This window comes from Glutamicibacter sp. AOP38-B1-38 (assembly GCF_052377485.1).
Classification (GTDB): Bacteria; Actinomycetota; Actinomycetes; order Actinomycetales; family Micrococcaceae; genus Glutamicibacter.
This window is the reverse complement of the sequence record NZ_JBQSWU010000016.1, coordinates 67773-94153: the sequence shown is the minus strand read 5'-3', so window position 1 is coordinate 94153 and position 26381 is coordinate 67773. Positions and strand designations below refer to the sequence as shown.

Below are 26381 nucleotides of genomic sequence, written 5' to 3'. Positions count from 1 at the left end.
GCAGTCAAAGCGCACGAATCCGGATCAGAACTAGCGGGTCCGTCACAGCGTATCGCCGATTTGTACGGTAGTTTCATGAACGAAGAAGTCATCGAACAGCGCGGCGCCGATCCGGTCGCCGAATACCTGCAGGCAATTTCGAACGTTTCAGATGTCGAATCCCTGCTTGAGCTTTCTGGCTCCTTCTATCGCAAGGGCATAAGTGGCTTCCTTGCCTCGGGAGCAATGAACGATGCCGGAAACCCGGAACGAAACCTGTTGACCTTCTTGCAGGGCGGTCTTGGGTTGCCAGATGAGTCCTATTACCGCGAAGAACAGTTCGCACAGACCGTCTCCGACTATGAAGAACACCTAACCCGGCTGCTGGCGCTCGGCGGCATTCCCGACCCTGCGCAGGCGGCTGCCTCCGTGACTGCGTTGGAGACCAAGATAGCCAGTCATCACTGGGATCGGGTCAAGGTCCGTGATGCTCAGGCACGCTATAACCTCATGACCGAAGAAGAAGTCTTCAAGTTGTTCCCCGGCCTGCGCACCTGGCTGAAGGGCGCCGGGATCGAATCGAAGTACTCTGCCGAGGTAGTATTTTGGCAGCCAAGCTACTTCGAAGCGCTCTCCGGACTGCTCAGCGCAGAACCCCTGGAGAGCTGGAAGAACTGGCTCACCGTTCAGGCGCTGCGTTCCTTCGCACCATACCTGTCCAGTGCGTTTGTCAATGAGAATTTCTCTTTCTACTCGGCCAAGCTCGGTGGGGTGGAAACGCTGAAGGAACGCTGGAAGCGCGGCGTCTCCTTCACCGAAGGCGGCGTAGGCGAGGATATTGGTCAGCTCTATGTGGCCAAGCACTTCCCGGAAGAAGCCAAGCACGCGATGGACGCACTGGTTGAGCGGCTTATCGAGGCCTACCGCATATCGATCTCGAATCTGCCGTGGATGGGAGCGGAGACCATCGAGAAGGCCCTTGAGAAGCTGTCGATGTTCCGGCCTAAGATCGGCTATCCGAACGAGTGGATCGATTACTCCTCAATCGAGACCGATCCGGTGGACGTCATCGCCAACCTTGCGGCGGCGAACGAATTCGAATTCAAGCGCGAGCTGAAGAAGATCGATGACGGGGTGGACCGCGAACTCTGGTTCATGTATCCGCAGACCGTCAACGCCTACTATCATCCGCTGCTCAATGAGATCGCCTTCCCAGCTGCCATTTTGCGCTTGCCATTCTTCGACAAGGACCGTGACGTCGCCTCGAACTTCGGGGCGATCGGTGCGGTCATCGGACACGAGATCGGCCATGGGTTCGATGACCAGGGCTCACAGTATGACGGAACCGGCCAGCTGACCAACTGGTGGACCGAGGCGGACCGCGAGGCTTTTGAGCAGCTCACCGGCAAGCTGGTCGACCAGTACAACGCTTTGCGCCCCACCGAGGCACCGGACCACCAGGTGAACGGGGAACTGACGCTCGGGGAGAACATTGGTGACCTCGGAGGGCTCGGCATCGCCTACCGGGCCTACAAGCTTGAGCTGGCCGCCCGCGGCATCGAAGAGGACGAGATAATCAACGGTGTCACCGGCGATCAGCGCTTCTTCTACTCCTGGGCCGAGTGCTGGCGCACGCTGATCCGGCCGGAGACCGCAGTGGTGCGTGTGACCACCGACCCGCACGCGCCGGGCGAGTTCCGCTGCAATCAGGTGCCGAAGAACCTGACTGCCTTCCACGAGGCCTTTGACACCAAGCCGGGCGATGGAATGTGGCTTGATCCGGCAGATCGAGTGACCATCTGGTAGTACCAGGCAAGGCGCAGGGAGCAATCTCTGCGCCTTGAATTCGTTAAGGCGCGCAGATCACCGTGTAAGGCGCATCATGATCCTGCCAAATGACTAAGAATGGCACGTAGAATGGACTATTGTGACTTCCCAAAATAATTCCGCAGATAGCACCGATCCAAACGACCAGCGTCAGGTCCGCATCGATAAGCGCAACGCCCTGCTGGCAAACGGCGAGGAAGCCTTCCCGGTTGGGGTGGCACGCACTCATAGCCTGCAGCAAGTCCGCGAACAGTTCCCGGAGCTCGAGCCAGATCAGGCGACCGGCGTCAAGGTCGGCATTGCCGGACGTATCGTCTTCATGCGCAATACCGGCAAGCTCTGCTTCGCCACCGTGCAGGAGGGCGGCCCGAAGGGCGCCGGCACCCGCCTGCAGGTTATGCTTTCGCTGGCAAATATCGGCGAAGAGCGCTTGGCCCAGTGGAAGTCCCTGGTCGACCTCGGTGACCACGTATTCGTGACCGGCGAGGTAATTTCTTCGCGTCGCGGCGAACTGTCGGTGATGGCAGATGGCTTCGAAATGGCTTCCAAGGCCCTGCGCCCGTTGCCAGTCCTGCACGCAGACCTGAATGAAGAAACCCGTGTGCGTCAGCGCTATGCGGATCTGATCGTTCGCAACGAAGCCCGCGAAATGGTGTACAAGCGCGCGGCGATCATCCGTGCGGTGCGCAGCACCCTCGAGGACCACGAGTACGTCGAGGTAGAGACCCCGATGCTACAGCTGGTGCACGGTGGAGCCTCGGCTCGCCCATTCAAGACTCACTTGAACGCCTTCGATCAGGAAATGACCATGCGCATCGCCTTGGAACTGTACCTCAAGCGTGCAGTGGTTGGCGGCGTGGACAGGGTCTTCGAAATCGGCCGCATCTTCCGCAACGAGGGCGTGGACTCCACGCACTCGCCGGAATTTACCATGCTTGAATGCTACGAAGCCTACGCAGACCAGTACGTGATGGCGGAGCGCATGCAGCAGATGATCCTCAACGCGGCGGATGCCATCGGCGCCGGTCGCACCATCGAGACCGCAAACGGCACCATCAACCTGGACGGCGAATGGCGCTGGTTGAGCGTGTACCCGGGCCTCTCCGAAGCCGTGGGCGTGGAGATCACCCCAGAGACCGACGCCGAGGTATTGCGTGGCGTCGCCGAAAAGCACCAAGTCAAGATCGACCCGTCGTGGAGCGCGCAGAAGCTTGTCATCGAATTATTCGGCGAGATCGTCGAGCCGAAGCTGATCGACCCGACCTTCGTCTGCGATTACCCGCCACTGGCCCAGCCGCTGGCGCGGCCACACCGTTCAAAGCCCGGCGTCATTGAAGCGTGGGACTTGATCATCGGTGGCATGGAGCGCGGTACCGCGTTCTCCGAGCTGATCGACCCAGTCATCCAGCGTGAGCGCCTGACCGAGCAATCGTTGTTGGCTGCCGGTGGCGACCCGGAAGCAATGCAACTGGATGAAGACTTCCTGCGCGCACTGGAGTACGGTGCCCCACCAATGGGTGGTATCGGATTGGGCATCGATCGACTGGTTATGCTCTTCACCGACCTAGGAATTCGCGAAACGATCCTGTTCCCATTACTCAAGCCGGAGGCATAAATCCCATGCCATATGTAGAGGCAATTGTTCCAACTATCGTGCTGGGGCTCATATTTTGGTACGCGATCAAGGCGATTTCAAACGCAGATCGGAATGAGCGCAAAGCCCAGGCCGAAGCCGAAGCTAAAATCGCACATCATGGTAATTCAGAAACCAGCACGTCCGGGAATTAGGATAATCCTAGTAATTACCTCCTAATTGTTTGATGCGTTCGAATTTATTGCAAAATCTGACTATACTTGATTTTTGCAATGAACTTTGAGTTCTTATGGACTTAGTTCAGCAAATCCACGCATGGAGGAATAAGAATAATGGCACGTCAGGTTCAGATTGCCCTGATTGACGACATTGATGGCAGCGAAGCGGTTGAGTCGATTTCGTTCAGTATTGCTGGTCAGCACTACGAGATTGACTTGAACTCGGAGCACGCCGACGAATTCCGTGCGGCCCTGGAGCCATATATCGAAGCTGCGCGTTCGGCGAAGCAAAGCAGTGCGAGTGAGGCTCCTGCAATTCGCGCATGGGCCAAGGAAAACAACATTAAGGTCAACGCCCGCGGGCGTTTGAATGCTGATGTTGTTGACGCCTATAACGCAGCTATGCGCAAGGGTGGCCGGGGTCGCGCCAAGTAATTCACTAGGTGTTGAATTAGTCTCGGCAAAGGGCCGGAGTATCGAAAGGTACTCCGGCCCTTTGCTTGTATCACGAGCAGATTACGATGATTTTGTTTGGTGCACCAATCAAAATCATTTGCTTGAAGATGGAACGAATAAATTGACGATAAAATTTGCCTGACAGATATTGGTTTGCCATTCGAATAATCCGTCATCTAGCCCTGCGGGTTATCCCTATGGCGAACAAGGGCGCATTGTGGCCCCGCGGTGCGTAGCATCGAATTATTGGTAAGCAAGGAGTGTGCCGAAGATGTTTGAGAGATTTACCGACCGTGCCCGTCGAGTTGTCGTGCTCGCCCAAGAAGAGGCGCGCATGCTCAACCACAACTACATCGGCACCGAGCACCTGCTGCTCGGTCTTATCCACGAAGGTGATGGGGTCGCCGCCAAGGCGCTCGAATCGCTGAATATTTCGTTGGGTGCCGTGCGTGAGCAGGTGCAGGAGATTATCGGAAAGGGCCAGCAGGCACCTTCCGGTCATATCCCCTTCACTCCACGCGCCAAAAAAGTTTTGGAGCTCTCGCTGCGTGAAGCGTTGCAGCTGGGGCATAACTACATTGGAACCGAGCACATCCTGCTCGGCCTGATCCGCGAGGGCGAGGGCGTCGCAGCCCAGGTGCTGGTGAAGTTGGGTGCCGACCTCGGTCGCGTGCGCCAACAGGTCATCCAGCTGCTCTCGGGCTACCAGGGAAGCAAGGACACCGCCTCGGCTGGTGTCAGCTCCAGTGGCCAGCAGGAGGGAACTCCTGCCGGTTCGGTAGTGCTGGATCAGTTCGGCCGCAACCTCACCGCAGCCGCCCGCGAGGGCAAGCTGGACCCGGTGATCGGTCGCGAGCACGAGATGGAACGCGTTATGCAGGTCCTCTCGCGCCGTACTAAGAACAACCCGGTCTTGATCGGTGAACCTGGTGTCGGCAAGACCGCGGTTGTCGAGGGCTTGGCCCAGGCGATCGTGCGTGGCGACGTGCCGGAGACCATCAAGGACAAGCAGCTGTACACCCTGGACCTCGGTTCGCTGGTGGCTGGCTCGCGTTACCGTGGTGACTTCGAAGAACGCCTGAAGAAGGTGCTCAAGGAGATCCGCACCCGCGGGGACATCATCTTGTTCATCGACGAGATCCACACCCTGGTGGGTGCCGGTGCCGCCGAAGGCGCAATCGACGCGGCTTCGATCCTGAAGCCGATGCTGGCCCGCGGCGAGCTGCAGACCGTTGGCGCCACCACCTTGGATGAGTACCGCAAGAATATCGAGAAGGACGCGGCGCTTGAGCGTCGTTTCCAGCCGATTCAGGTCAAGGAGCCTTCGGTCGAGCTGACCACGCAGATCCTGCGCGGCCTGCGTGACCGCTACGAGGCGCACCACCGCGTGTCCATCACCGACGGTGCCCTGCAGGCTGCCGCCACGTTGGCGCACCGCTACATCTCGGACCGATTCCTGCCGGATAAGGCCGTTGACCTGATCGACGAGGCGGGTGCACGACTGCGCATCCAGCGCATGACCGCCCCGCCGGCGCTGAAGGAAATGGACGAGGAAATCGCCACCGTGCGACTGGAGAAGGAAGCTGCGATCGATGCGCAGGACTTCGAAGGTGCCGCTTCGCTGCGCGACAAGGAGTCCAAGCTCATCGAGGCCCGGAACGAGAAGGAAAAGTCCTGGCGCAACGGCGACCTGGATGAAATCTCCGAGGTCACCGAGGATCTTATTGCCGAGGTGCTAGCTAACTCGACCGGTATTCCGGTTGTGAAGCTGACCGAGGAAGAGTCCACGCGCCTGATGAACATGGAAGAAGAGCTGCACAAGCGTGTCGTCGGACAGGACTCGGCGATCAAGTCGATCAGCCAGGCGATCCGCCGTACCCGTGCAGGCCTGAAGGATCCGAACCGCCCCGGCGGCTCGTTCATCTTCGCCGGCCCGACCGGCGTGGGCAAGACCGAGCTGGCCAAGGCGCTGGCCGAATTCCTCTTCGGTGAGGAAGACGCGCTGATCACCTTGGACATGTCCGAGTACTCCGAGAAGCACACCGTGTCGCGACTGTTCGGTGCCCCTCCGGGCTACGTCGGTTACGAAGAGGGCGGCCAGCTGACCGAGAAGGTGCGCCGTCGGCCATTCGCCGTCGTGCTCTTCGACGAGGTGGAGAAGGCCCACGCGGACCTGTTCAACTCCTTGCTGCAGATTCTGGAAGACGGCCGACTGACCGACTCCCAGGGTCGCGTGGTGGACTTCAAGAACACCATCATCATCATGACCACCAACCTTGGTACCCGCGACATCTCCAAGGGCGTGATGACTGGTTTCCAGTCCGCCTCGGACACCAAGACCGGTTACGAGCGGATGCAGGCCAAGGTCCAGGAGGAGCTGCGCCAGCATTTCCGCCCGGAATTCCTGAACCGTGTTGATGACACCGTGGTCTTCCCGCAGCTGAGCCAGGATGAGATCGAAGAGATCGTTGATCTGTTCATCGCACGCCTGTCCAAGCGCTTGGACGACCGCGGCATGACCATCGAGCTGACCCAGGCTGCACGCAGCCTGCTCGCCGAGCGCGGTTACGATCCTGCAATGGGTGCACGCCCGCTGCGCCGCACGATCCAGCGCGATATCGAGGACCAGCTTTCCGAGCGAATCCTGTTCGGGCAGATCGTCACCGGCCAGAAGATCACCGTGGACGTCGAAGGCGAGGCGGAGACGCGCAAGTTCGTCTTCCACGCCGAGGGCGGCAACGGCCAGCTGGAAGGCGAGCCGGCACCGGCGGCGCTGGAAAGCTAAGATGAAGCATTAAGCACCGCGGGTGCGGATTCCGGAGAAATCCGGAATCCGCACCCGCGGTGCTTTTTATTTAGTTTCCGACGGCCTTCGCCACCAGCGCGGCGAGCATCGCGGCCTGCTGGTCGTTCAACCCGGTGATCGCGAATGAGGTGGGCCACAGCGTTCCCTCATCGAGCATCGCCACATCGTTGAATCCGAAGGTCAGGTAGCGGGCCTCGAACTTCTTCGCATCCTGGATGAAGCACAGCACCTTGCCATCGAGCGCGTAGGCGGGCATGCCATACCAGAGCTTTGGCTCCAGTTGCGGCGCGGTGGCGGTGATGAGTTCGTGCAGGCGCTGGGCCAGTTCCTTGTCCGTACCCTCGAAGGAGTCGATCTTCGCTTCAAGATCCTTGCGCGCCTGCTCCTGCTTCTCGGCCTTGGTCATGCGCTTCTTCGGAGCCTTTACCTCGGCCGCGCGTTCCTTGATTGCGGCCTTCTCGGCGGCGCTGAATCCCGACTGGTCTGTATCCGGCATGCTTTTCTCCTAGGAAACCTGATTGATGCGAACCATATTGCCCGAGGGATCGCGGAAGGCGCAATCCCGTGGCCCCCACGGCTGGTCCACGGGCTCTTGCAATACCTCCGCACCGCTGGCGCTCAGCGATTCGAAGAGCGAATCCACGTCGGGAACCGAAAGCACCAAACCGCCCAGCGCACCCTTGGCGATAAGCTCCCCGAGGGCAGCGGCGTCTTCTGCGGAGCGCCCCGCGCCCGGAGCGGAAAGCACCAAGTTCAGCCCGGGCTGACCCGAAACGGCGAGGGATACCCAGCGGAACCCGCCGTGAGCCACGTCGGAGGCTACCGCTAAACCGAGCGCGTCACGGTAGAAAACCAGGGCCTCATCAACGTCGAGAACCGTCACGGGAACATACTGCACACTAATATTTGTCATGATTTCAGCCTAGCGGCGGGATTTCCGCCCGGCTTCTTCAAAACTGCTCAGAATCGCGGTGGACGCAGCAGGATCTTGGCAATGCAGGCGGGAATCTCTTCCGTCGCCGAATGCTCGCGCTCGCGATAGGCCGAAGGGGACTGCCCAACCACCTCGGTGAAACGGCTGCTGAAGGAACCCAGCGAGCTCCAGCCGACCTGCATGCAGGCATCCGTCACCGACACCCCGGCGCGCAGCAGGTGCATGGCCCGCTCAATACGCCGGGTCAGCAGGTAGGAATACGGCGTTTCGCCATAGGCGCGCTTGAACTCGCGGGAGAAATGCGCGGGGGACATCAGCGCACGAGATGCCATGGCCGGCACGTCCAAGGGGTCGGCATATCTGCGGTCCATCAGGTCACGGGCCCTGCGCAGGTGGGCGAGCGTCTGCAAATCCATTTAGGCGCGCTTTCGGAAGACCAGGTAGAGCCCCAAGAGCACGCAGCACAGGTAAATTCCGGTGACCGCAATCCACCCGGCGGTGAATCCGCCAGGCGAAGAGATCAGCGCGCCCATCAGCAGCGGGCCAAAGGTGAAGCCGGCGAATTGCCCGGCCGAGACGATGCCGGTGGAGCTGCCCAGCGACGCCGCAGGCACGGTGCGAAGCAAAGCCGCCATCAGCACCACCGAGACGCCCAGCGCCGCCGCACCGTGCAGGATCACCGCCAGCCACAGCAGCCACGCCGAGTCCTGCACCTGAGCCTGCCAGAAGGTCACCCCTCCGCTGGTAGCCAGCAACGCCAGGGTGAGCAGCAGCTTCGGCGCGGAGACCCCGCGTGCCATCAGCGCGCCCCAGCCGATGCGGGCGCTGACTCCGAAGGCGCCGGCCACTGCGGCGGTCAGGCCGCCAAGCAGCAATGAAAAGTCCAACTCGCGCACCGCAAAGAGCGGAAGGTACACGTTGGTCGCCTGCACCCCCAAGCCGTTGATGAAGCCGAAGACGGTCAGCGTGACGACGATAAAACGGGTGGACGGGCCGGTAGCGGTTGCCGAGTTCTCCCGCTTGATGCTCGGGGCGGCCGGCAGCATGGCGGTGGCGTTGACCAGCTTCACCGCGAGCACACCGAGCACCCCTGCCAGCACCGCTCCGGCGAGCGAGGCACCGCGCCAACCCACCCAAGCTGCCAACAGCGGGAATCCCAGGCTGCCTACCAGCTGGCTCACCTGCACCCCGGATTGCTTGACCCCGGTCCAGGTGATGCGCTGGGCAACTGGCACGCGTTGGACCAGCACCCGATTGGTCACCCCATTCGGGAATGACTGGGCGAACCCGGCGAGCATGGCCGCGATCAGGAGTACCGCATAGCCGCCGGGAAGCGCAACGAGCGCCAGCGCGGCCGCGGCCAGGCCGAAGATGATGATGAATAGGGTGGTGTCTTTTTGCCGGTCCGCGAAGGAGCTGAAAGCGGCGTTGCCGACGGCTGCGCAACCGAAGCACACGGTAGCCAGCAAGCCGAACTGCGCCTCACTGATTTGCAGGTCGCGGATGACAAGGTCACTGGTCGCGCTCAACCCGTAGGTGAACAGCGGTGCAATGCCCACCGCCGCGAGGAGTACCAGCAGCAGGCCGGCTCCGGGTTTGGCCATATGCCGTTGCATGATGCTCCCTGATTTGAACTTGTCCGTCCTTAGTGTTGCATATTGCCTAGCTGATGTGTCACAAAAAAGACGTGAATGCTTGGGTGACGTTGACCGCGCGAATAGTATTTGGCAGGTGAATACTTTTACCGTCCGTTCAGCCCGTACCAGCGATGTTGCCAAAATCAGGGATCTTGTTCGGCCCTTGGCGGTAGACCGGATTCTGCTGGATAAGGAGTCGGTGACCTATTACGAGTCCATTCAGGAGTTCGTGATCGCCGAAGACGCAGGCGGGGAGGTAGCCGGCTGCGGCGGCCTGCATGTGATCTGGGAGGATATCGCCGAGATCCGCACCCTCGCCACCGGAGCCCGGTACCGCGGGCAGGGGGTGGGGCATGCGCTCATCGAGGAATTGCTGCGCCGGGCCAAGGCCGTCGGAGTTTCACGGGTCTTCTGCCTGACCTTCGAGGTGGCCTTCTTCGAACGTCACGGGTTCACCGTCATGGAGGACCAGTCGGCGGTAGACCATGAGGTGTATCAGGAACTCTTGCACTCACGGGATGAAGGCGTCGCGGAATTCCTGGATCTGGCCCGCGTGAAGCCGAATACGCTGGGCAACACTCGAATGATCTTGGCCTTCTAGTCCATCGAGTCAAAACGCGCGCGGAAGAAAAGGTAGAGGGCGTAAGCCAGCAGGCCCACGCCGATCGTCGTGAGGATTGGTGCTCCGAAGCTTTGCTCACGGATCGCTTTCAATGCTCCGTCCACCCCGGTGGCCTCGTCGGGGTCCTGCTGGATCGTTGAGCTGATGAACAGCAAGCCGAGGGCCGCGAGCACCAGGGCCTTGGCCACATAACCGATGGTTCCGCTGAGCTTGATGGCGGGGGAGAACTTTGTTCCGCCCGAGGCCGAGAGGTCGGCTAGGAACCTTCGGGTCACACCCTTGTAGGCGTAGTAGCCGGCCATGGCGATCAGCGCCAAGCCCAAGAGGATCAGCGCGATCCGCCCGAGCGGATGGCCCATCAGTTCGGCGCTGAAGCTGCTTGCCGTTTGCCCGGAGTCGCTCCTGCCGCCGAGCGCGTAGCGGCCGAAGGTGGCGCCGACCACGATGAAAACCAGGCCCGTGGCCACATATTTGAGCCGGCCAAAAAGCTTCTCCTGCTCGAAAAAAGCCTGCCCGAGATGCCAGAATCCCAGCAGCGCGGCCCCGGCGGCGCAGACCCACAGCAGCACCTCGCCGAAGGGTTGCGCGGCAAGCGCCTGCAGTGCACCGCTCTGGTCGGCTTCCGCCGACCCGCCGGTTGCCAGGAGGACCGCGAGCAGGCCCAGGACCCCATGCAGCAGGCCGTTCGCGGCGTAGCCCAAGCGCGCGGCACGCTCAAACCAGGGGTGATCGGCCGCCATGCGGGCGGCGTGAACTGCGTCGGCTGAACCTTTCATAGGCACAGCATAAGTTGGCAGGAGGCCGAATGCGAGACACGGCGCGCACCGGGTCAGCTTGGCAGGCGCACCCCGGCTGCATCGTCAATCGTCAGCCCGTCGCGCAGCAGCCCGGCCAACGCGCGTTCACGCTGCTCGAGCGGTGCCTCGAGTTTCCCTAGCGCAACGAACTTTGCGTGCTCCTGGCGCGCGAGGTCGGCGAGGAAAGTCTCGCGCCGCACTGGTTCTTCGTGTTCGCGCAGGACCGCCATGATCGCCCCGCGCACCTGCCGGTCGGTGCCCTTCCAGGCTTGCCCCTTGGGCACATAGTGCGGGGCCGGCTGCCCTGCCTTGATCCACGCGCAGTGCTCGAAAACCGGGCAAGCCTCGCATTGCGGGGAGCGGGCGGTGCAGATCAGCGCGCCGAGTTCCATCACCGAGATGTTCCAGCGGTTCGCGGTTTCGGTGTCTTCGGGCTGCACCTGGCGGGCGCGGGCGAACTCGCTGGCCCGCGGGTTCGGTTCGGGCAAGGCCATCGCGCCGAAGAGCCGGGCGTGCACCCGGCGGATGTTCGTGTCCACCACCACGGTGCGCTGCCCGTAGGCGAAGCAGGCGATCGCCGCGGCGGTGTACTCGCCCACCCCCGGCAGGGTCCGCAGCCGCTCTTCGGTTTCGGGGACGATGCCGTTGTATTCGGTGGTAATTTCGATGGCCGCCGCATGCAAGCGCATGGCCCGGCGCGGGTAGCCTAGGCGCCCCCAGGCTTTGAGCGCCTCGGATAGTGGCTCCGCGGCAAGATCTTGGGGCCGCGGCCAGCGGCGCATCCACTCTTCCCAGACGGGCTGCACTCGTACTACGGGGGTTTGCTGCAGCATGAATTCACTGACCATGACGGCCCACCCGGTGACTCCGGGGCGTCGCCAAGGAAGGTCGCGGGCGTTGGCGGAGTACCAGTCATTGATCTGGCGGTGGATTTCTTGCACGTACTCCACTCTAAGCGAGCCGATTCACGGTGCGGAATCGGCCTGCATTACCGCGCTGTGGGCCAGCGATGAACTAGCCTTAAGCTATGAGCAATGCATCGGGGGCAAAATCGGCGGCGAGCGTATATCGCCGTCGGCGCATTGCCGTGGTCGCGATCGCACTGGCTATTGTCGGTTTGCTGGTGTGGGGCACCGTTGCGCTGGCCGGAATCCTCGGGGCCAGCCCGGCAGGAGCTGGCGATCCGCAAGCCGCGCCGACCAACTCGGCAAGCCCCAGCGAATCAGCCGAACCGAGCTCGGACGGAAAATGCACGGTGGAAGAGATCGAAATCACCGCGCAGACGGATGCCGGCTCCTACGCCACCGACAAGCAGCCTGTGCTCATCCTCGGAATCGAGAATAGCTCCAAGCGTGAGTGCGAGCTGAACGTGGGCACCACGCAGCAGGAATTCTTGATTACCAGCGGCAACGATCGGATCTTCTCCACGGTCGATTGCCTCACCGACGGCGAAGACGTACAGCTCATGATGAAGCCGGGGCAGAAAGAATCTGCGCGTTTCTCCTGGTCCCGGCAGCGTTCGGCCCCGGGCTGCAAGTCGGTCAACGTGCAGCCCCGACCTGGAACCTACAAGTTCACCGCGGCCTTGGGCGAAAACAACTCGGAACCCGTCACTTTCCAACTGGACTAGATGTAGCGGTCCAGCAGCGAGGATTCGGCCATGCGGGCCAGCCCCTCGCGGATCGAGCGTGCACGCTGTTCGCCAACCCCTTCGATTTCCATCAGAGACGTAGTCGAAGCGGCCATGAGATGCTGCAGGTTGTCGAAGGCGGCTACCAAGCGCTCCCCGATAGCCTTGGGCACCGTGCGGATTTGCGAGAGCAGCCGGTAGCCCTTCGGGGTGAGCTGGTCATCTTGGCTCACCGTCGCGTGCGGGAACAGGATCTTGGTCAGCGCCTCCAGCTCGATCAACTGCGAATCGGAAATCTCATGCAGCTTTTCAAGCGCCGCATCGATATCCAGCTCCGCGCCCTCGGCGTTGGAGTAATCACGCAGGATCAGCTGGTTGTCGGTCTGGATCCCGGCGAGCAGCTCGGCATGCTGAGCTGCCAGCAAGCGGCCATCCACACCGAGTTCGAGCACGTGGCGGGAGATCTCTTCGCTGGTGCGCCGCAGCATCTCGGTGCGCTGCAACACCGCAAGCACCTCGCGCACCGTGGCAACGTCCTCGATTTCGGCTGCCGACAGGGCGCTGGTCACCTGATCCAGGCGGTGCCGATAGCGTTCCAGGGTGGCCACCGCCTGATTGCCGCGAGCCAGCAGCCGCCCGCTGGTTTCCAGCACGTAGCGCTCGCCGGCGGCATAGAGGGTGATGGTGTGCATCGACTGGGACACCGAAATCACCGGGAAACCCGTCTGCATCGCCACCCGCTCGGCCGTACGGTGCCTGGTGCCCGACTCCTGGGTTTCGATCACCGCGTCCGGCATCAGCTGCACGCCGGCTTGGAGCAGCTGCTTGCCGGTTGCGTCAAGAATGATCGCCCCGTCCATTTTCGCCAGTTCGCGGATCCGGGTCGGGGCGTATTCGGTATTGATGCGGAAACCGCCGGAGCAGATGGACTCGACCACCCGGTCGTGGCCGAGGACTATCAGCGCTCCGGTGCGTCCGCGCTGGATGCGTTCGAGACCTTCGGCAAGTTCGGTTCCCGGGGCGATGCGGGCCAGGGTGGAGAGCAATGCGGGGGTGGGGTGCAGTTTCACCGTGCGTCCTTTCAGCGGGCAGCAACCCCCATTTTATCGCGTGGAGTTCTGCCTTTGGGTAAAGGCGACATCCAGGGCCTCGGCGATCGACTCGACCTGGAAGACGCGGATGCCCGCCGGGATGTTTTTCAGCGGCTCGGGGGTAGCCGGAGCCATGGCGAAGGAGAACCCCAAGCGGGCCGCCTCGGTGATGCGGCGGGAGATCTCCGGAACCTGGCGGACCTCACCGGCCAGGCCCACCTCGCCGAAGGCGACGAAGTCCTGCGGGAGCGGGAATTCGTTCATCGAGGAAGCGATCGCCAGGGCGCAGGAGAGATCCGCCGCCGGTTCGGAGATTTTCACTCCGCCGACGGTGGCGATATAGGAATCCATGGAGGACAGATCCATGCGGGCACGCGCTTGGAGGACCGCGAGCACCATCTGCGCACGGGCCGGATCCAGGCCGCTGGTCGCGCGGCGCGGGGCCGGTGCGGTAGAGCGCGAAAGCAGCGTCTGCACCTCGGCGACCAGCGGGCGCCGGCCCTCCAAGGTCACCGTGATGCAGGTGCCGGGCACCGGATTGCGGGTTCGCGTTACGAAGAGTTTCGACGGGTCGGTCAGCGATTGGATGCCATCTTCATTCAAGTCGAAGCAGCCCACCTCGTCGGTGGCGCCGTAGCGGTTTTTCAGCGCGCGCAGGATGCGCAAGCGCGAATGCTTCTCCCCGTCGAATTGGCAGACCACGTCCACCAGGTGCTCGAGCAGGCGGGGGCCGGCCACCGAGCCTTCCTTGGTCACATGCCCGACCATGATGGTGGTCATCGCGCGGGTCTTCGCCGCGCTGATGATGGAGGCGGCAACCTCACGCACCTGCGAAACGCCGCCGGCGGAACCATCGATCTCGGCCGAGGAGAAGGTCTGCACCGAGTCCAAAACCAGCAGCTGCGGGTCGATCTCGCGGATCTGCCCGAGGGCCAAGGACAGGTCAGTTTCGGCCGCCAGGTAGAGATTGTCCGCGATGGCGTTGATGCGCTCGGCGCGGGATTTCACCTGCGCCGCGGATTCTTCGCCGGTTAGATAGAGCACGCGAAGCCCGGTCTGGGCGGCCTTCGCCGCGACGTCGAGGAGCAGCGTGGATTTGCCCACTCCGGGCTCGCCGGCGAGCAGGATCGCCGCGGCGGGCACCAAGCCGCCGCCAAGCACCCGGTCCAGTTCGGAGACGCCGCTGCTGCGGAAAGCCGCCGCGGAACCGTCAATTTCCGAGATGGGCTGGGCAAGGTTTGCGACCTTCGCCGCCGGGGCGGTGCGAGCGGTCACCGCGCCGGATTCCTCCACCGAACCCCAGGCCTGGCATTCGCCGCAACGGCCGACCCATTTGATCGTCGTCCAGCCGCATTCGGCGCATTTATAGCTTGCTGAAGACTTGCTGCGTGTCGAGGTCTTGGCCATGTACCAATGCTATCGAGGCCGGCGGACAATTCAGCTCAGGCGGGGCAGCGGCCCGACGGCTTCTTGGTGATCGCGGCCGGCGGCCTGCAGGAGGTCGACGACCAGCGGACGCAGGAGCAGCACCAGGCCTTCGCCTTGGAGCCCCTCGACGCCCAGTTCCCGCGGGTCAAGCTGGGCCGCCACGGCTTCGAGCTGGTGGCGCGCGGCCTTCTCGAATTTTCGCTGCCCCGCCACGGTGGGTTCGCGCACCGAATGGGCCATGGTGTTGACCGCCTCGGACACATCGCGCAGCAGCGGTGCCACATTCTGCGCCCCCTCGGCGGTCAGCGCGCCGTTGCTGAGCACCGAAGCCAGGCGGCGGGCGAAGACGCGGCTATTGCGTGCGGCACGGTCGTAGTGCTCCAGCCGCAAGGCGAGCCGGGCAAGTTCGTGCCGGTGCCTGCGCGCCGTGGGGGACAGGGTGGCGATTTCCTTGGCCACGCGGAAGGCCGAGGGAAGCTTTTCGACGTGGCGTTGCGTGGCGCGCGCCTTGATCAGGGCGTGGAAGGCCGAGCGGTGATCGTCGTCCCGCACCGCCCAGGAGCATTCGATCATTGCCTCGGAGAGTTCTTTGAGCAGATCCGACAGGGCGCCGATCGGGGTGCGCCGCGGATCGCTGGGCCATAGCACGATGATCAGCAGCGCCAGCACGGAACCGGTCATGGCGTCGAATGATCTGGCGAAGGGCCCGTCCGCGCTGATCGGCAGCAATACCACCAGGGCGGATTGCATGCCCAGCTGGGTGGAGAAGATCGCTCCCGAATCCAGGTAGCGGGCAACAACCAAGGACAGCGACATGACCGCCGCGGCCTGCCAGATGCCCTGCCCCCACCAGTGCATGAGCCCATCGCCCAGCGCCACGCCGAGCGTGCAGCCCAGGGCCACCTCGGCGGTGCGCCGGGTGGTGGTGGCGGCCCCGAAGCCCAGCGAGATCAGCGCGCTGGTGGCGGCGAAGATGGGGTCCGTGTGCCCCCAGATCGCCGAGGCGATCCAGAACGCGCCGATTGCCCCCAGGGTCATGCGCAGGATGCGCGGCAAGGAATTGCGCGCGCGCACCAGCCCGGAACGGTTGCGTTGGGCCAGGAACTTGCTCACGCGTTGCGGAATTCGTGCTTGGGGCATGTGACTAGTGTTCCACGAGCCGCCGTGACGTGGCGCACTGGCTACGAGGTTATTGCGGCCGTGAGCGAGCTCACGGTGCGTTCGAAAGGTTGTTAACCTTTTGTTCACCTTCGCCGGGTCAGCTGGTTACCTCGGGCGTTTAACGTCGTATACGAAGCGTGGCAGATGTCCGCTGCTGGTTCTACTTAGATCATCGATAAATGGGGAGTTATACTCGTGAAGCTCAATCGTTTTGGCAGCGCAGCTGCAGTCCTTTCCGTCGCCGCGCTCGCGCTGACCGCCTGCGGATCCGACAACCCAACCGCAGCCGCTGGCTCGGAAGGTGCAGACAGCTCGGCGGCAGCCGGCGTCACCGGCACGCTGACCGGCATTGGCGCTTCCAGCCAGAACTCGGCCATGGAAGCCTGGATCACCGGCTTCAAGGCTGAGAATGCAGACGCCAACGTGCAGTACTCGCCAGATGGCTCCGGCGCGGGCCGCGAAGCATTCCTCGCAGGCGGCGCGCAGTTCGCCGGCTCGGATGCCTACCTGAAGGCCGATGAGGCAGACAAGGCCAAGGAAGTTTGCGGTCCCGAGGGCGCATTCAACATCCCTGCCTACGTCTCCCCGATCGCGATTGCCTTCAACCTGGAGGGCGTCGAAGAGATCAACATGGATTCGGCAACCATCGCCAAGGTGTTCAAGAAGGAAATCACCAAGTGGAATGATGAGGCTATCGCCAGCCAGAACCCGGACGTTGAACTTCCGGACACCGCCATCACCGTGGTGCACCGCAACGACGAATCCGGCACCACCGAGAACTTCGTCGAGTACCTCTCCGCCGCTGCCGGCGATGTCTGGGACTACGACGTTTCCGGTGACTGGCCAAGCGACATCCAGTCGGAGAACGCCAAGGGCACCTCCGGCGTGGTTTCGACCACCACCTCCACCAATGGCGCCATCACCTACGCCGACTTCTCCGCGGTAGGCAACCTGTCCACCGTAAACGTGAAGGTCGGCGAGGAATACACCAAGATCTCGGCCGAGGCGGCAGCCAAGGCGCTGGAGACCGCGACCCCAGTCGAAGGCGCAGCCGAGATCGATCTGGCGCTGGACCTGGAGCGCGACACCACCGAAGCCGGCACCTACCCAATCGTGCTGCTTTCGTACCACATCTTCTGCACCACCTACGAAGATCAGGCTACAGTTGACCTGGTAAAGGCCTTTGGCAACTACGTGATCTCGGAAGACGGCCAGAAGACCGCTCAGGACTCGGCGGGCAACGCGCCAATCTCGGCGGCAATCGCCGAGAAGGCCGCTAAGTCGTTGGACGCAATCACCGTCGCCAAGTAGTAACAACGCAGCACCGCGTGGGCGGATCGAAGTGATTCGCCCACGCAACCCCCTCCACCCCACGACCTCGCAGTCGTAACCCCCTCCCTTGTAAAGGCTCCTGCCATGACTACCAATGCTTTGAAAAGCAAGTCATCGACCTCGGGTCAAGCGGGCGACAAGATCTTCTCCGGAACGGCATTAGCCGCCGGGGTGCTGATCCTAGTCACGCTGTTCGCCGTTGCGATCTTCTTGCTCATTCAGGCCCTGCCGACGTTTGTCGCCGATCCGGCCGACATTTCCGGCGGGGAAGGCTTCTTCGCCTACATCTGGCCGATTGTTATCGGCACCGTGATCGCCTCGGCGATCGCAATTCTTATCGCCACTCCCGTCGGTATCGGCGTGGCCCTGTTCATCTCGCACTTCGCCCCGCGCAAGGTCGCCGGCCCGCTGGGCTACGTCATCGACCTGCTGGCCGCGATCCCTTCGGTGATCTACGGCGCCTGGGGTTATATGGTGCTCGCCCCGGCGCTTGTTCCGGCCTTCGAATGGCTGGCTACGAACCTGGGCTTCATCCCGATTTTCGCCGGTCCTGCCTCGCAGACCGGTAAGACCATGCTCACCGCAGGCATCGTGCTGGCGGTCATGGTCTTGCCGATCATCACCTCGCTGAGCCGCGAAATCTTCTTGCAGACCCCGAAGCTCCACGAGGAGGCGGCCCTGGCTTTGGGCGCCACCCGCTGGGAAATGATCACCACCGCGGTGATCCCCTTCGCCCGTCCGGGAATCATCTCCGCGGTCATGCTGGGCCTGGGGCGCGCGCTGGGTGAAACCATGGCGGTAGCACTGGTGCTCTCCACCGGCAATCTGATCCCATCGCTGATCAAGACCGGCAACCAGACGATCGCGGCAGAAATCGCGTTGAACTTCCCCGAGGCTTTCGGGTTGCGTCTGGCCGAGCTGATCGCCGCCGGCCTGGTTCTGTTCATGATCACGCTGATCGTGAACATGATCGCCCGTGGCATCATCGCCCGGCACAAGGAATTCTCGGGAGCTAACTGATGAGTGTCATGACTACTAACACCCAAGCGGCCCAGCCGACCCCGCCGAGCCGCAAGCGCAATTCGCTTTCCAAGGGAAAGCTGCCGCGCTGGGCGGTGCCCGCCACCGCGGCCGGCGCGATCATCATCGGTGCCGCGTTCTCCACGCTGACCGGCTTCAGCGTGGCAACCTTCGCGATCTACTCGGCGGTGCTCTTCGTGATCGCCGGTACGGTGATCACCTCGGTGGTCGAGGGCAGGCGCCAGGGCCGCAACGCCATGTGGACCTACTTGATCTACGGGGCCTTCCTGCTGGCGCTGATCCCGCTCGCCTCGGTGCTCTATACGGTGCTGGAAAAGGGATTGCCGGGGATGAACTCGCACTTCCTGTTCAGCTCCATGAATGGGGTCACCGGTGCGGTGGACAACCAGAGCGTAGCGGACGGCGCGCCGGTTATCGGCGGTGCCTACCACGCGCTGCTGGGCACGCTGATGATTACCTTGTGGGCTACCGTCATCTCGGTGCCGGTGGGCATGCTCACCGCGGTCTACCTCGTCGAATACGGGAAGAACGGAGTGCTGGCCAAGGCCATCACCTTCTTCGTCGACGTGATGACCGGTATCCCTTCGATCGTTGCCGGCCTGTTCGCCGCCGCGTTCTTCGGACTGATCCTAGGCCCGAACGCCCGCATGGGCATCGTCGCGGCCGTAGCGCTCAGCGTGCTGATGATCCCTACGGTGGTGCGTTCCACCGAGGAAATGCTCAAGATCGTTCCGAACGAGTTGCGCGAGGCTTCCTACGCGCTGGGCGTGCGCCGCTGGCGCACCATCTTGAAGGTAGTGATCCCGACCGCGATCTCCGGCATCGCCTCCGGCGTCACCCTGGCTATTGCCCGCGTGATTGGCGAGACCGCGCCGATCCTGGTGACCGCAGGCATTGCCAGCAGCATCAATATGAACGTCTTCGCAAACTGGATGTCCACGCTGCCGACCTTCATCTACTACCAGATCCTGACTCCGACCAGCCCGACGAATATCGATCCTTCGGTGCAGCGCGCCTGGGCCGCTGCCCTGCTGCTCATCCTGATGGTGATGGCACTGAACCTCGGTGCCCGATTGATCGCCTCGCTGTTCGCCCCGAAGAAGGGCCGTTGAGCCGCTAGGCTCCGGCACTCACCCCACTAGATTTTCAAGGATTACACCATGGCAAAACGTATCGACGTCAATGATCTGAACGTCTACTACTCCAAGTTCCTCGCGGTTGAAGACATCTCGATCAACATCGAGCCAAAGTCCGTCACCGCATTCATCGGCCCCTCGGGCTGCGGCAAGTCCACCTTCCTGCGCACGCTGAACCGCATGCACGAGGTCATCCCGGGCGGCCGCGTCGAGGGCCAGGTGCTGCTCGACGGCGATGACCTCTACGGCCCAGGCGTTGACCCGGTGACCGTGCGCAGCCAGATTGGCATGGTCTTCCAGCGTCCGAACCCATTCCCCACCATGTCCATCAAGGACAATGTGCTGGCCGGAGTGAAGCTGAACGGCAAGAAGATCTCCCGCTCCGATGCGGATTCGCTGGTTGAGAAGTCCTTGCGTGGCGCGAACCTGTGGAACGAGGTCAAGGATCGATTGGACAAGCCAGGCTCCGGGCTTTCCGGTGGCCAGCAGCAGCGCCTGTGTATCGCGCGCACCATCGCGGTGAAGCCCGACGTCATCTTGATGGATGAGCCTTGCTCGGCGCTGGACCCGATCTCCACGCTGGCTATCGAGGATTTGATCAACGAGCTGAAGAGCGAATTCACCGTGGTGATCGTGACCCACAATATGCAGCAGGCCGCGCGTGTTTCGGATCGGACCGCGTTTTTCAACATCGCGGGCACCGGCAAGCCGGGCAAGCTCATCGAGTACAACGAAACCGCTGCTATCTTCTCCAACCCGGAGCAGAAGGCCACCGAGGATTACGTCTCCGGACGCTTCGGATAAAGATTTCGTCTGCCGCCCCTATTGCGACGGGGCGGCAGACGGACCGGAAGGGGGGTCTTCCGGGGATCCTGGAGGGGATCACCGCCAGCGGCGCCATGCGAAAGCAAGGCGCCGCTGGTTTTTAAGCAATGATGTAAAGGTCGCTTGACTGTAAAGTTTGATTTACGTGCTGAGAGGTTGAACCAGGAGTTGAGATGAATACGAAAACCGTGGCCCAGTCCAAGTGGGGGCGATCGCGCTTCGGCGGCGGCTCGGCGGCGCTGATCATCACCAGCCTGCTAGTGGGGATCTTGCTCTCCGCCGGCGGGGGACTGCTCTTCGCCAGACTGAACTTCCCGGAAAATTTCGTAATGGCGGCCCTGGTCATGATGGCCGGCCTGCTGCCGGTGCTTTCGGTGGCCTGCTGGGCGCTGCTGCTGGACCGGGATACCTTGCGCGGGGCCACGAAGAATCCCGAGATATCGGTGGAATCCCAGTGGTACGACAAGGCTGCGGTCGGGGTCTTCCAGGACCTCCTGCTCGTCTGCGGCCTGGGTGGCGCGGTGTTTTCCTTCCTGCAGGTCCAGGCCTCGATCGGGTTGGTATTAGCCGGTGTCGTCTTGCTGGCCATGGTGGACTTCGCGGTGCGCTACTGGCTGATCAAGCGAGTCGAGGGGTAGTGGAAAACACCTTGCCCGCACGCCGCTTGGAGCGTGGCTTCTCCCAGCAGGCGCTCGCCGACGAGCTCGGAGTCTCCAGGCAAACGATCATTTCGCTGGAGAAGGGCCGCTATGACCCGTCCCTGCCGCTGGCGTTCAAACTCGCCGAGGTCTTCGACTGCAAGATCGAAGACCTCTTCCGGCCGGACGCCAAGTAATAAATGAAGTCACGGGGATGCGCCGGAAGCAGATTTTAGGTTACGTTGGTATGTGACTCAGGGCACTTGCAAGAAAAGAGATACCGCAATGGGACGCAAGATCCTGCGACGGCGCATTATCCGCGCCACGCTGGGCGGTAGCAGCTTTGTCCGCGAGGAAAAGCTCGCCGGTGAAGAGCCATTGGAGATCCGCTTCGGATCCACCGCATTCACCACCTCGATGCGCACCCCAGGGGACGACTTCGACTTGGTCGCCGGCTTCCTGCACGCCGAGGGAATCATTGCGCGCTCCGAGCAGCTGACCGCCATGCGCTACTGCATGGGCACCGACGATGAGGGCAACCAAACCTATAACGTCATCGAGGCCCAATTGGGCTTCGGCGCCCAGCCTCCTGACCCGTCCGCGGCCCGCAACGTGGTGACCAGCTCGGCCTGCGGCATCTGCGGAACCAACTCCATCGACGAGGTCCGCAAGAAATCCAGCTACGAACTCGATCCTGAAGCCGGGCGGCTGGAGCTCGCGGTGCTGTTGGCGATGCCGGACACCCTGCGCGACTCCCAGAAGCTCTTCAGCTCCACCGGCGGGGTCCACGCCGCGGGGCTTTTCAGCACCACCGGTGAGCTGCTCATCCTGCGCGAAGACGTGGGGCGGCACAACGCGGTGGACAAGGTCATCGGCGCGGCGCTGCGTGATAACCGCCTGCCGCTGAGCCATACAATTCTGCAGGTTTCCGGACGCGCGTCATTCGAATTAGTGCAGAAAGCCGCCATGGCGGGAATCCCGGTGCTCAGTGCCGTCAGCGCACCTTCTTCGCTAGCCGTAGAGCTGGCAGATGAATGTGGCGTAACGCTGGCCGGATTCTCCCGTGGGAACAGCATCAACTTATACACTCATGCCCAACGCATTTTAGGCACTCAGTAGCTCAGTGGAGGAAGACCATGCATCTCCCAGCCCCCAAAGATGACATCAATGAAGATGATCTCAAGGTCGGTGACCCCAAGCGCAGCGCCGCCGGCCTCAAGGCCGTCGCCGTTTCCTTGCAACGCGGCTTCGCCGAAGCAGGGGTAAGCCGCACCCTGCTTTCCATGGCGCGCATCAACCAGCGCGGTGGATTCGACTGTCCGGGTTGCGCCTGGCCCGAATCGATTACCGGGGCGCGCAAGCCGGCAGAATTCTGCGAGAACGGTGCCAAGGCCATTGCCGAGGAAGCCAGCGCCCGCACCGTCACCCCGGAGTGGTGGGAACAGCACCCGATCAGCGTATTGCGCGAAAAAACAGAATACTGGCTTGGTTCGCAGGGGCGCATCAGCGCACCGATGATCATCCGCGCCGGAGATACCCACTACAAGCCGATTAGCTGGGCCGAAGCCTTCAGCACCATCGGTGAGCACGTCAACGCCAGCACCCCGGAGAAGTGTGTCTTCTACACCTCGGGGCGCACGGCAAATGAGACGGCGTTCATGTACCAGTTGCTCGCCCGCTCGCTGGGCACCAACAACCTGCCCGACTGCTCGAACATGTGCCATGAGTCCTCGGGCTCGGCCATGAATCCGACCATCGGCATCGGCAAAGGCACCGTCTCGCTGGAAGACTTCGACCACGCCGAACTGATCTTCGTGGTCGGCCAGAACCCGGGAACCAACCACCCGCGGATGCTGTCGGCGCTCGCCGACGCACGCAAACGCGGGGCCAAGATCGTTGCGGTGAATCCGCTGCCCGAGGCCGGATTCTTTGGATTCAAAGACCCGCAGACCGTGGGCGGCATGCTCGGCAAGCCGAGCGAAATCAGCACGCACTTCCTGCAGATCAAGGTCGGTGGAGACCTGGCGCTCTTCCAGGCCTTCGGGCATCTCCTGCTCGCAGAGGAGGAGAAGAATCCGGGATCCGTGGTGGACCAGAAGTTCGTCGCCGAGGTGACCGACGGGTTCGAAGCCTACAAGAGCGCCCGCGCCGAACTGGATTGGGAAGCCACTGAAGAGGCCACCGGCCTGACCCGTGCGCAGATCACCGAGATCGCCGAACTGCTCATTGCTTCCAAGGCCTCCATCTTCTGCTGGGCGCTGGGCCTGACCCAGCAGCCGCATTCGGTGCCGACGCTGAAGGAAATCATCAACCTGCTGCTGCTGCAAGGCAACTTCGGCAAGCCCGGCGCCGGGGCTTGCCCGGTACGCGGCCACTCGAATGTGCAGGGCGACCGCACCATGGGGATCTGGGAGAAGCCCACAGAAGAGCTCCTGGAGGCGCTGGATGCCGAATTCGGCATCGACTCCCCACGCGCCCATGGCTACGACTCCACGGAGGCCTTGGACGCCTTTGAGCAGGACGAGGTGGACGTGTTCGTCTCTATGGGCGGCAACTTCGCCCTGGCGAACTCGGAAACCGAGTTGCTCGAAGCGGGCATGCAGCGTGCCAAGCTCACGGTGCACATCTCCACCAAGCCAAACCGTTCCCACGTGGTGCACGGGCAGACCTCGCTGATCCTGCCGACGCTGGGGCGCACGGACAAGGACGATAAGCACCCAAAGGGTGCGCAGTTCCTCTCCGTGGAGGACTCGATGTCGGTGATCCACTCGACCCAGGGCCGGCTCACCCCGGTCTCCGAGCATCTGCTGTCCGAACCGGTGATCGTGGCCCGCATGGCCCAGGCCATCCTGGGCGATGACCACGTCGTGAACTGGCGGGGCATGGCCGAGGACTATGACGTGATCCGTGATCATATCGCTCGGGTGCTGCCCGGATTCGAGGACTTCAATCGGCGGGTGCGCGAACGCAACGGGTTCGTGCTGCCCAACGCGCCACGCGATACACGCTCCTTCGCCACCGACATCGGCAAGGGCCGGTTCACGGTCTCGCCTTTCGAGGCGCTCAAGGCCCCGGAAGGCCACCTGATCTTGCAGACCATGCGCAGCCATGACCAGTACAACACCACGTTCTACGGACTGGATGACCGGTACCGTGGCATCAAGGACGGGCGTCGGGTAATCCTCATTCACCCGGAGGACCTGGCCGAAATGGGGTTCAAGGACCGCGAGCTGGTCGATGTGATCTCGACCTTCGCCGGCACCGAACGCCGGGCGAACAGGTTCCGTCTGGTGTCCTATCCGACGGCAAAGGGGTGTGCCGCGGCTTACTTCCCGGAAGCCAACGCTTTGGTGCACCGCGGACTAGTCGCCCGCGAGTCCAATACTCCTGGCTTCAAGGCGATGAGCGTACGCTTCGTGCCGCATACCGAGCAGCCCGGACCGACCTTGGATAGCTAGCCCACCGGGTCCATGGCAAGGGCCAGGATCGCCCCGGCAAGTATGCAGATTGCCGGGGTGGCGATCCAGTGCCCGTAGACCTTCACGACCCGGTACCAGACGACCGACTCGAAGGCCTGGTTCGCGCCGGCGCCGACAATAGAGCTGGTGACGGCCTGGGTGGTGGACAGCGGCAGGTGCAGCAGCATCGAGCCGACGTAGAGCATGGTCGCGGCGACGCCTTGGGCGACCATGCCACGCAGTGGATCAAAATTCACCAGCCGGCGCGAGAGCGTATAGGTGATTCGCCAGCCGCCGAGGAGCACCCCGAAAGACAGCGCCGAAGCGGCGATCAGCTGAATGGCCAAGGCCACCGGTCCCGGATCCATATGTCCGCCGGTGATGAGCACCAGGGTGATCGTTGCCGCGGTACGCTGGCCGTCCTGCAGCCCGAGGCCCAGCGCCACGGCGCAGGCCGCGATAGCCTGGCCCGCTCGGGAGCGGGTATTGACGTCCCGGGAAGTATCGTGGCGCATCAGCCAGGTTGCCGGGACCACCAGCAAGAAGGAGGCGGTGTACGCGATGAGCGGGGTGACCAGCAGTGGCAGCAGTACGGAGCGGGTAAAGAGGTCCACCGCGCCCCCCAGCGACTCATTGCCCAGCCAGGAGTTCGCCGCACCGGCACCGACCAACGCGGAGATCAGAGCGTGCGTGGAGGAGACCGGTATGCCTCGCCACCAGCAAATCAGCAGCCAGGCCCCGGCGGCCAAGAGCGCTGCGATCAACAACTTCATCCCGACGGTGCCGTCGGGCAGCTGCATGTTCAACCGGCTGATCAGCACCGTACTGAAGGTGGTGGTCGCCATGGTGCCGATGAAGGCGAACAAGGCGGCGGCACCGACCGCGATAGCCGGGCTCAGCGCACGGGTACGTACGGCCGCCGCGACGGCGGTAGAGGAGTCCCTGAACCCGTTGAGCACCGCATAACCCAGAGTCAGTACGATGGCGATGGTGGTGAATAAGGGGAGCAAATCCATGAGTTTTCTAGGATTCCTTGACCAGCACGCGGCCGAGGTGATCGGAGAACTGGCGCAGGGTGTTCGCGGTGAGCAGCAAGTGATCGGCTACGCGCTGATGCTTGTGAATTGTGGAGGCTTTGGAAAAGTTGGAGATTTCATCAATCCAAACCAGGTGAGTACGCGCCGCACGCTTTGAGTACTGCATCATCTGCAGCCAGTTGTCTTCCAAATCATCAAGCTTATTCAGGCTTCGCACGGAATTCGAGGCGAGCTCGGCGAGCTGAGAGATCAGTTCCAGCTGCTCGGCGGCTCGTTCCGACAGCGGTGTGGAACCCAAGGTATTGATCAGTTCGCCAATGCCGCGTAGCTGCTCCATGGTTTCGTGCAGCAGCCGCGAAAACATGTACATGTCTTCGCGCGGTAGCGGACTGATGTAGCTGGTACGCAGATGGGTGAGCAACGCGTGCAAGAGATCCGAGGCTTGGGCTTCCGCCGTGGCGAGCTCCTTGAGCTGCTCGGAACGTCCCTCGGGATTGCCGATCATTTCGGAAACGCTGGCCACCGAATTGCGGATGGTGCTTGCCAAGTCGCTCAGCAATTCAATGCCGCGCGATGCTGAAGGAAAGATTTGGAACTTCACGTTGTTCGGCGCACCATTCGTCTCAGGTCACAGTTTTGGTACTAACGCTGAACAGTTTACGTCGCAAAGGTTAACTTCGAAACGTAAGTGATGCCGGGCCGGGAACGCCTCTCGGCGGAAGGCCGCTCGAAGC

Annotated in this window: 26 protein-coding genes; 15 read left to right on the top strand and 11 right to left on the bottom strand. The window is 62.4% G+C overall.

Annotation, left to right across the window (positions count from 1 at the left end):
* The 5 genes from ACT3TP_RS11195 to ACT3TP_RS11175 all read left to right on the top strand — a co-directional run.
* The coding region (locus ACT3TP_RS11195; protein ID WP_444620605.1) for a M13 family metallopeptidase at positions 1-1785 on the top strand (1785 nt) is incomplete at its 5' end.
* A gap of 121 nt (positions 1786-1906) precedes the next feature.
* Positions 1907-3421 (top strand): lysine--tRNA ligase, encoded by a 1515-nt coding sequence (lysS, locus tag ACT3TP_RS11190; protein ID WP_105649777.1) that lies wholly within the window; start codon positions 1907-1909, stop codon positions 3419-3421.
* A gap of 5 nt (positions 3422-3426) precedes the next feature.
* Positions 3427-3594 (top strand): hypothetical protein, encoded by a 168-nt coding sequence (locus tag ACT3TP_RS11185; protein WP_181148467.1) that lies wholly within the window; start codon positions 3427-3429, stop codon positions 3592-3594.
* A 138-nt stretch (positions 3595-3732) separates the two neighbouring features.
* A complete protein-coding gene (locus ACT3TP_RS11180; protein WP_105553659.1) occupies positions 3733-4053 on the top strand; it encodes a histone-like nucleoid-structuring protein Lsr2 in 321 nt (106 codons plus the stop codon).
* 292 nt (positions 4054-4345) lie between these two features.
* Positions 4346-6859 (top strand): ATP-dependent Clp protease ATP-binding subunit, encoded by a 2514-nt coding sequence (locus tag ACT3TP_RS11175; RefSeq protein ID WP_444620604.1) that lies wholly within the window; start codon positions 4346-4348, stop codon positions 6857-6859.
* A gap of 70 nt (positions 6860-6929) precedes the next feature.
* Here ACT3TP_RS11175 and ACT3TP_RS11170 read toward each other — a convergent pair whose 3' ends face one another.
* The 4 genes from ACT3TP_RS11170 to ACT3TP_RS11155 are packed head-to-tail and all read right to left on the bottom strand — an operon-like array spanning position 6930 to position 9430.
* Entirely contained in the window at positions 6930-7376 is a 447-nt protein-coding gene (locus tag ACT3TP_RS11170; protein WP_105553657.1) for an iron chaperone, read from the bottom strand.
* 9 nt (positions 7377-7385) lie between these two features.
* Positions 7386-7793, bottom strand: a complete 408-nt coding sequence (locus ACT3TP_RS11165) for a VOC family protein (protein ID WP_105553656.1) — start codon at positions 7791-7793, stop codon at positions 7386-7388.
* A 47-nt stretch (positions 7794-7840) separates the two neighbouring features.
* Positions 7841-8230, bottom strand: a complete 390-nt coding sequence (locus tag ACT3TP_RS11160; RefSeq protein ID WP_096285977.1) for a helix-turn-helix domain-containing protein — start codon at positions 8228-8230, stop codon at positions 7841-7843.
* A complete protein-coding gene (locus tag ACT3TP_RS11155; protein ID WP_176484164.1) occupies positions 8231-9430 on the bottom strand; it encodes an MFS transporter in 1200 nt (399 codons plus the stop codon). It abuts the gene before it with no gap.
* Between the two features lie 115 nt (positions 9431-9545).
* On the opposite strand from ACT3TP_RS11155, the gene ACT3TP_RS11150 reads away from it, so the two are divergent.
* Complete coding sequence (locus ACT3TP_RS11150) at positions 9546-10052, top strand: amino-acid N-acetyltransferase (protein ID WP_255248426.1); 507 nt, start codon at positions 9546-9548, stop codon at positions 10050-10052.
* Here ACT3TP_RS11150 and ACT3TP_RS11145 read toward each other — a convergent pair.
* Both ACT3TP_RS11145 and ACT3TP_RS11140 read right to left on the bottom strand, forming a co-directional pair.
* Positions 10049-10849, bottom strand: a complete 801-nt coding sequence (locus ACT3TP_RS11145; protein WP_444620603.1) for a DUF1206 domain-containing protein — start codon at positions 10847-10849, stop codon at positions 10049-10051. The genes ACT3TP_RS11150 and ACT3TP_RS11145 overlap by 4 nt on opposite strands.
* Before the next feature lie 53 nt (positions 10850-10902).
* The gene (locus tag ACT3TP_RS11140) at positions 10903-11811 is read right to left on the bottom strand and encodes an A/G-specific adenine glycosylase (protein ID WP_444620602.1); all 909 of its coding nucleotides are present in this window, start codon (positions 11809-11811) and stop codon (positions 10903-10905) included.
* Positions 11812-11897: 86 nt separating this feature from the next.
* On the opposite strand from ACT3TP_RS11140, the gene ACT3TP_RS11135 reads away from it, so the two are divergent.
* Positions 11898-12500, top strand: coding sequence for a hypothetical protein (locus tag ACT3TP_RS11135; protein WP_444620601.1), 603 nt, complete (start codon positions 11898-11900; stop codon positions 12498-12500).
* Here ACT3TP_RS11135 and disA read toward each other — a convergent pair.
* Genes disA through ACT3TP_RS11120 form a run of 3 tightly spaced genes read right to left on the bottom strand, consistent with a single transcriptional unit; the run spans position 12497 to position 16159 of the window.
* Positions 12497-13570: a DNA integrity scanning diadenylate cyclase DisA gene (disA, locus tag ACT3TP_RS11130; RefSeq protein ID WP_105553650.1), complete on the bottom strand. Its 1074-nt coding sequence runs from the start codon at positions 13568-13570 to the stop codon at positions 12497-12499. The two genes, ACT3TP_RS11135 and disA, sit on opposite strands and share 4 nt — an antisense overlap.
* A gap of 33 nt (positions 13571-13603) precedes the next feature.
* A complete protein-coding gene (gene radA, locus ACT3TP_RS11125; RefSeq protein ID WP_444620600.1) occupies positions 13604-14998 on the bottom strand; it encodes a DNA repair protein RadA in 1395 nt (464 codons plus the stop codon).
* Between the two features lie 30 nt (positions 14999-15028).
* Positions 15029-16159, bottom strand: coding sequence for an FUSC family protein (locus tag ACT3TP_RS11120; RefSeq protein ID WP_096285967.1), 1131 nt, complete (start codon positions 16157-16159; stop codon positions 15029-15031).
* A gap of 216 nt (positions 16160-16375) precedes the next feature.
* Here ACT3TP_RS11120 and pstS point away from each other — a divergent pair, with 216 nt between their 5' ends.
* The 8 genes from pstS to ACT3TP_RS11080 all read left to right on the top strand — a co-directional run bounded on the left by pstS (position 16376) and on the right by ACT3TP_RS11080 (position 24610).
* On the top strand, positions 16376-17491 hold the full coding sequence (pstS, locus tag ACT3TP_RS11115) for a phosphate ABC transporter substrate-binding protein PstS (protein WP_444616656.1): 1116 nt from the start codon (positions 16376-16378) through the stop codon (positions 17489-17491).
* Positions 17492-17596: 105 nt separating this feature from the next.
* Positions 17597-18532: a phosphate ABC transporter permease subunit PstC gene (gene pstC / locus ACT3TP_RS11110; RefSeq protein ID WP_444616658.1), complete on the top strand. Its 936-nt coding sequence runs from the start codon at positions 17597-17599 to the stop codon at positions 18530-18532.
* Positions 18532-19665, top strand: coding sequence for a phosphate ABC transporter permease PstA (gene pstA / locus ACT3TP_RS11105; RefSeq protein WP_444616660.1), 1134 nt, complete (start codon positions 18532-18534; stop codon positions 19663-19665). The genes pstC and pstA overlap by 1 nt, the downstream gene beginning before the upstream one ends.
* 48 nt (positions 19666-19713) lie before the next feature.
* Positions 19714-20493 carry a phosphate ABC transporter ATP-binding protein PstB gene (gene pstB / locus ACT3TP_RS11100; protein ID WP_444616662.1) on the top strand — a complete coding sequence of 260 codons (780 nt, stop codon included), beginning with the start codon at positions 19714-19716 and terminating at the stop codon, positions 20491-20493.
* A 194-nt stretch (positions 20494-20687) separates the two neighbouring features.
* Positions 20688-21152, top strand: a complete 465-nt coding sequence (locus ACT3TP_RS11095) for a hypothetical protein (RefSeq protein WP_096285959.1) — start codon at positions 20688-20690, stop codon at positions 21150-21152.
* Positions 21152-21349 carry a helix-turn-helix transcriptional regulator gene (locus ACT3TP_RS11090; RefSeq protein WP_096285957.1) on the top strand — a complete coding sequence of 66 codons (198 nt, stop codon included), beginning with the start codon at positions 21152-21154 and terminating at the stop codon, positions 21347-21349. The genes ACT3TP_RS11095 and ACT3TP_RS11090 overlap by 1 nt, the downstream gene beginning before the upstream one ends.
* An 88-nt stretch (positions 21350-21437) precedes the next feature.
* Positions 21438-22271 (top strand): formate dehydrogenase accessory sulfurtransferase FdhD, encoded by an 834-nt coding sequence (gene fdhD / locus ACT3TP_RS11085; RefSeq protein WP_105553647.1) that lies wholly within the window; start codon positions 21438-21440, stop codon positions 22269-22271.
* 17 nt (positions 22272-22288) lie between these two features.
* A complete protein-coding gene (locus tag ACT3TP_RS11080; RefSeq protein WP_096285953.1) occupies positions 22289-24610 on the top strand; it encodes an FdhF/YdeP family oxidoreductase in 2322 nt (773 codons plus the stop codon).
* Here the strand turns inward: ACT3TP_RS11080 and ACT3TP_RS11075 are convergent.
* Together ACT3TP_RS11075 and ACT3TP_RS11070 are read right to left on the bottom strand one after the other, a co-directional pair.
* Positions 24607-25626, bottom strand: a complete 1020-nt coding sequence (locus ACT3TP_RS11075) for an inorganic phosphate transporter (protein WP_096285951.1) — start codon at positions 25624-25626, stop codon at positions 24607-24609. The two genes, ACT3TP_RS11080 and ACT3TP_RS11075, sit on opposite strands and share 4 nt — an antisense overlap.
* Before the next feature lie 7 nt (positions 25627-25633).
* Positions 25634-26248, bottom strand: coding sequence for a DUF47 family protein (locus ACT3TP_RS11070; RefSeq protein WP_096285949.1), 615 nt, complete (start codon positions 26246-26248; stop codon positions 25634-25636).
* Positions 26249-26381: the final 133 nt, after the last annotated feature.

Bases quoted from the DNA above. Each gene is read 5' to 3' on its own strand.
- radA (WP_444620600.1), bottom strand. From the start codon at position 14,998: ATGGCCAAGACCTCGACACGCAGCAAGTCTTCAGCAAGCTATAAATGC.
- ACT3TP_RS11145 (WP_444620603.1), bottom strand. From the start codon at position 10,849: ATGAAAGGTTCAGCCGACGCAGTTCACGCCGCCCGCATGGCGGCCGAT.
- ACT3TP_RS11170 (WP_105553657.1), bottom strand. From the start codon at position 7,376: ATGCCGGATACAGACCAGTCGGGATTCAGCGCCGCCGAGAAGGCCGCA.
- pstC (WP_444616658.1), top strand. From the start codon at position 17,597: ATGACTACCAATGCTTTGAAAAGCAAGTCATCGACCTCGGGTCAAGCG.
- ACT3TP_RS11095 (WP_096285959.1), top strand. From the start codon at position 20,688: ATGAATACGAAAACCGTGGCCCAGTCCAAGTGGGGGCGATCGCGCTTC.
- pstA (WP_444616660.1), top strand. From the start codon at position 18,532: ATGAGTGTCATGACTACTAACACCCAAGCGGCCCAGCCGACCCCGCCG.
- fdhD (WP_105553647.1), top strand. From the start codon at position 21,438: ATGGGACGCAAGATCCTGCGACGGCGCATTATCCGCGCCACGCTGGGC.
- ACT3TP_RS11155 (WP_176484164.1), bottom strand. From the start codon at position 9,430: ATGCAACGGCATATGGCCAAACCCGGAGCCGGCCTGCTGCTGGTACTC.
- pstB (WP_444616662.1), top strand. From the start codon at position 19,714: ATGGCAAAACGTATCGACGTCAATGATCTGAACGTCTACTACTCCAAG.
- ACT3TP_RS11160 (WP_096285977.1), bottom strand. From the start codon at position 8,230: ATGGATTTGCAGACGCTCGCCCACCTGCGCAGGGCCCGTGACCTGATG.
- ACT3TP_RS11185 (WP_181148467.1), top strand. From the start codon at position 3,427: ATGCCATATGTAGAGGCAATTGTTCCAACTATCGTGCTGGGGCTCATA.
- ACT3TP_RS11120 (WP_096285967.1), bottom strand. From the start codon at position 16,159: ATGCCCCAAGCACGAATTCCGCAACGCGTGAGCAAGTTCCTGGCCCAA.
- ACT3TP_RS11180 (WP_105553659.1), top strand. From the start codon at position 3,733: ATGGCACGTCAGGTTCAGATTGCCCTGATTGACGACATTGATGGCAGC.
- ACT3TP_RS11075 (WP_096285951.1), bottom strand. From the start codon at position 25,626: ATGGATTTGCTCCCCTTATTCACCACCATCGCCATCGTACTGACTCTG.
- ACT3TP_RS11165 (WP_105553656.1), bottom strand. From the start codon at position 7,793: ATGACAAATATTAGTGTGCAGTATGTTCCCGTGACGGTTCTCGACGTT.
- ACT3TP_RS11135 (WP_444620601.1), top strand. From the start codon at position 11,898: ATGAGCAATGCATCGGGGGCAAAATCGGCGGCGAGCGTATATCGCCGT.
- ACT3TP_RS11080 (WP_096285953.1), top strand. From the start codon at position 22,289: ATGCATCTCCCAGCCCCCAAAGATGACATCAATGAAGATGATCTCAAG.
- ACT3TP_RS11175 (WP_444620604.1), top strand. From the start codon at position 4,346: ATGTTTGAGAGATTTACCGACCGTGCCCGTCGAGTTGTCGTGCTCGCC.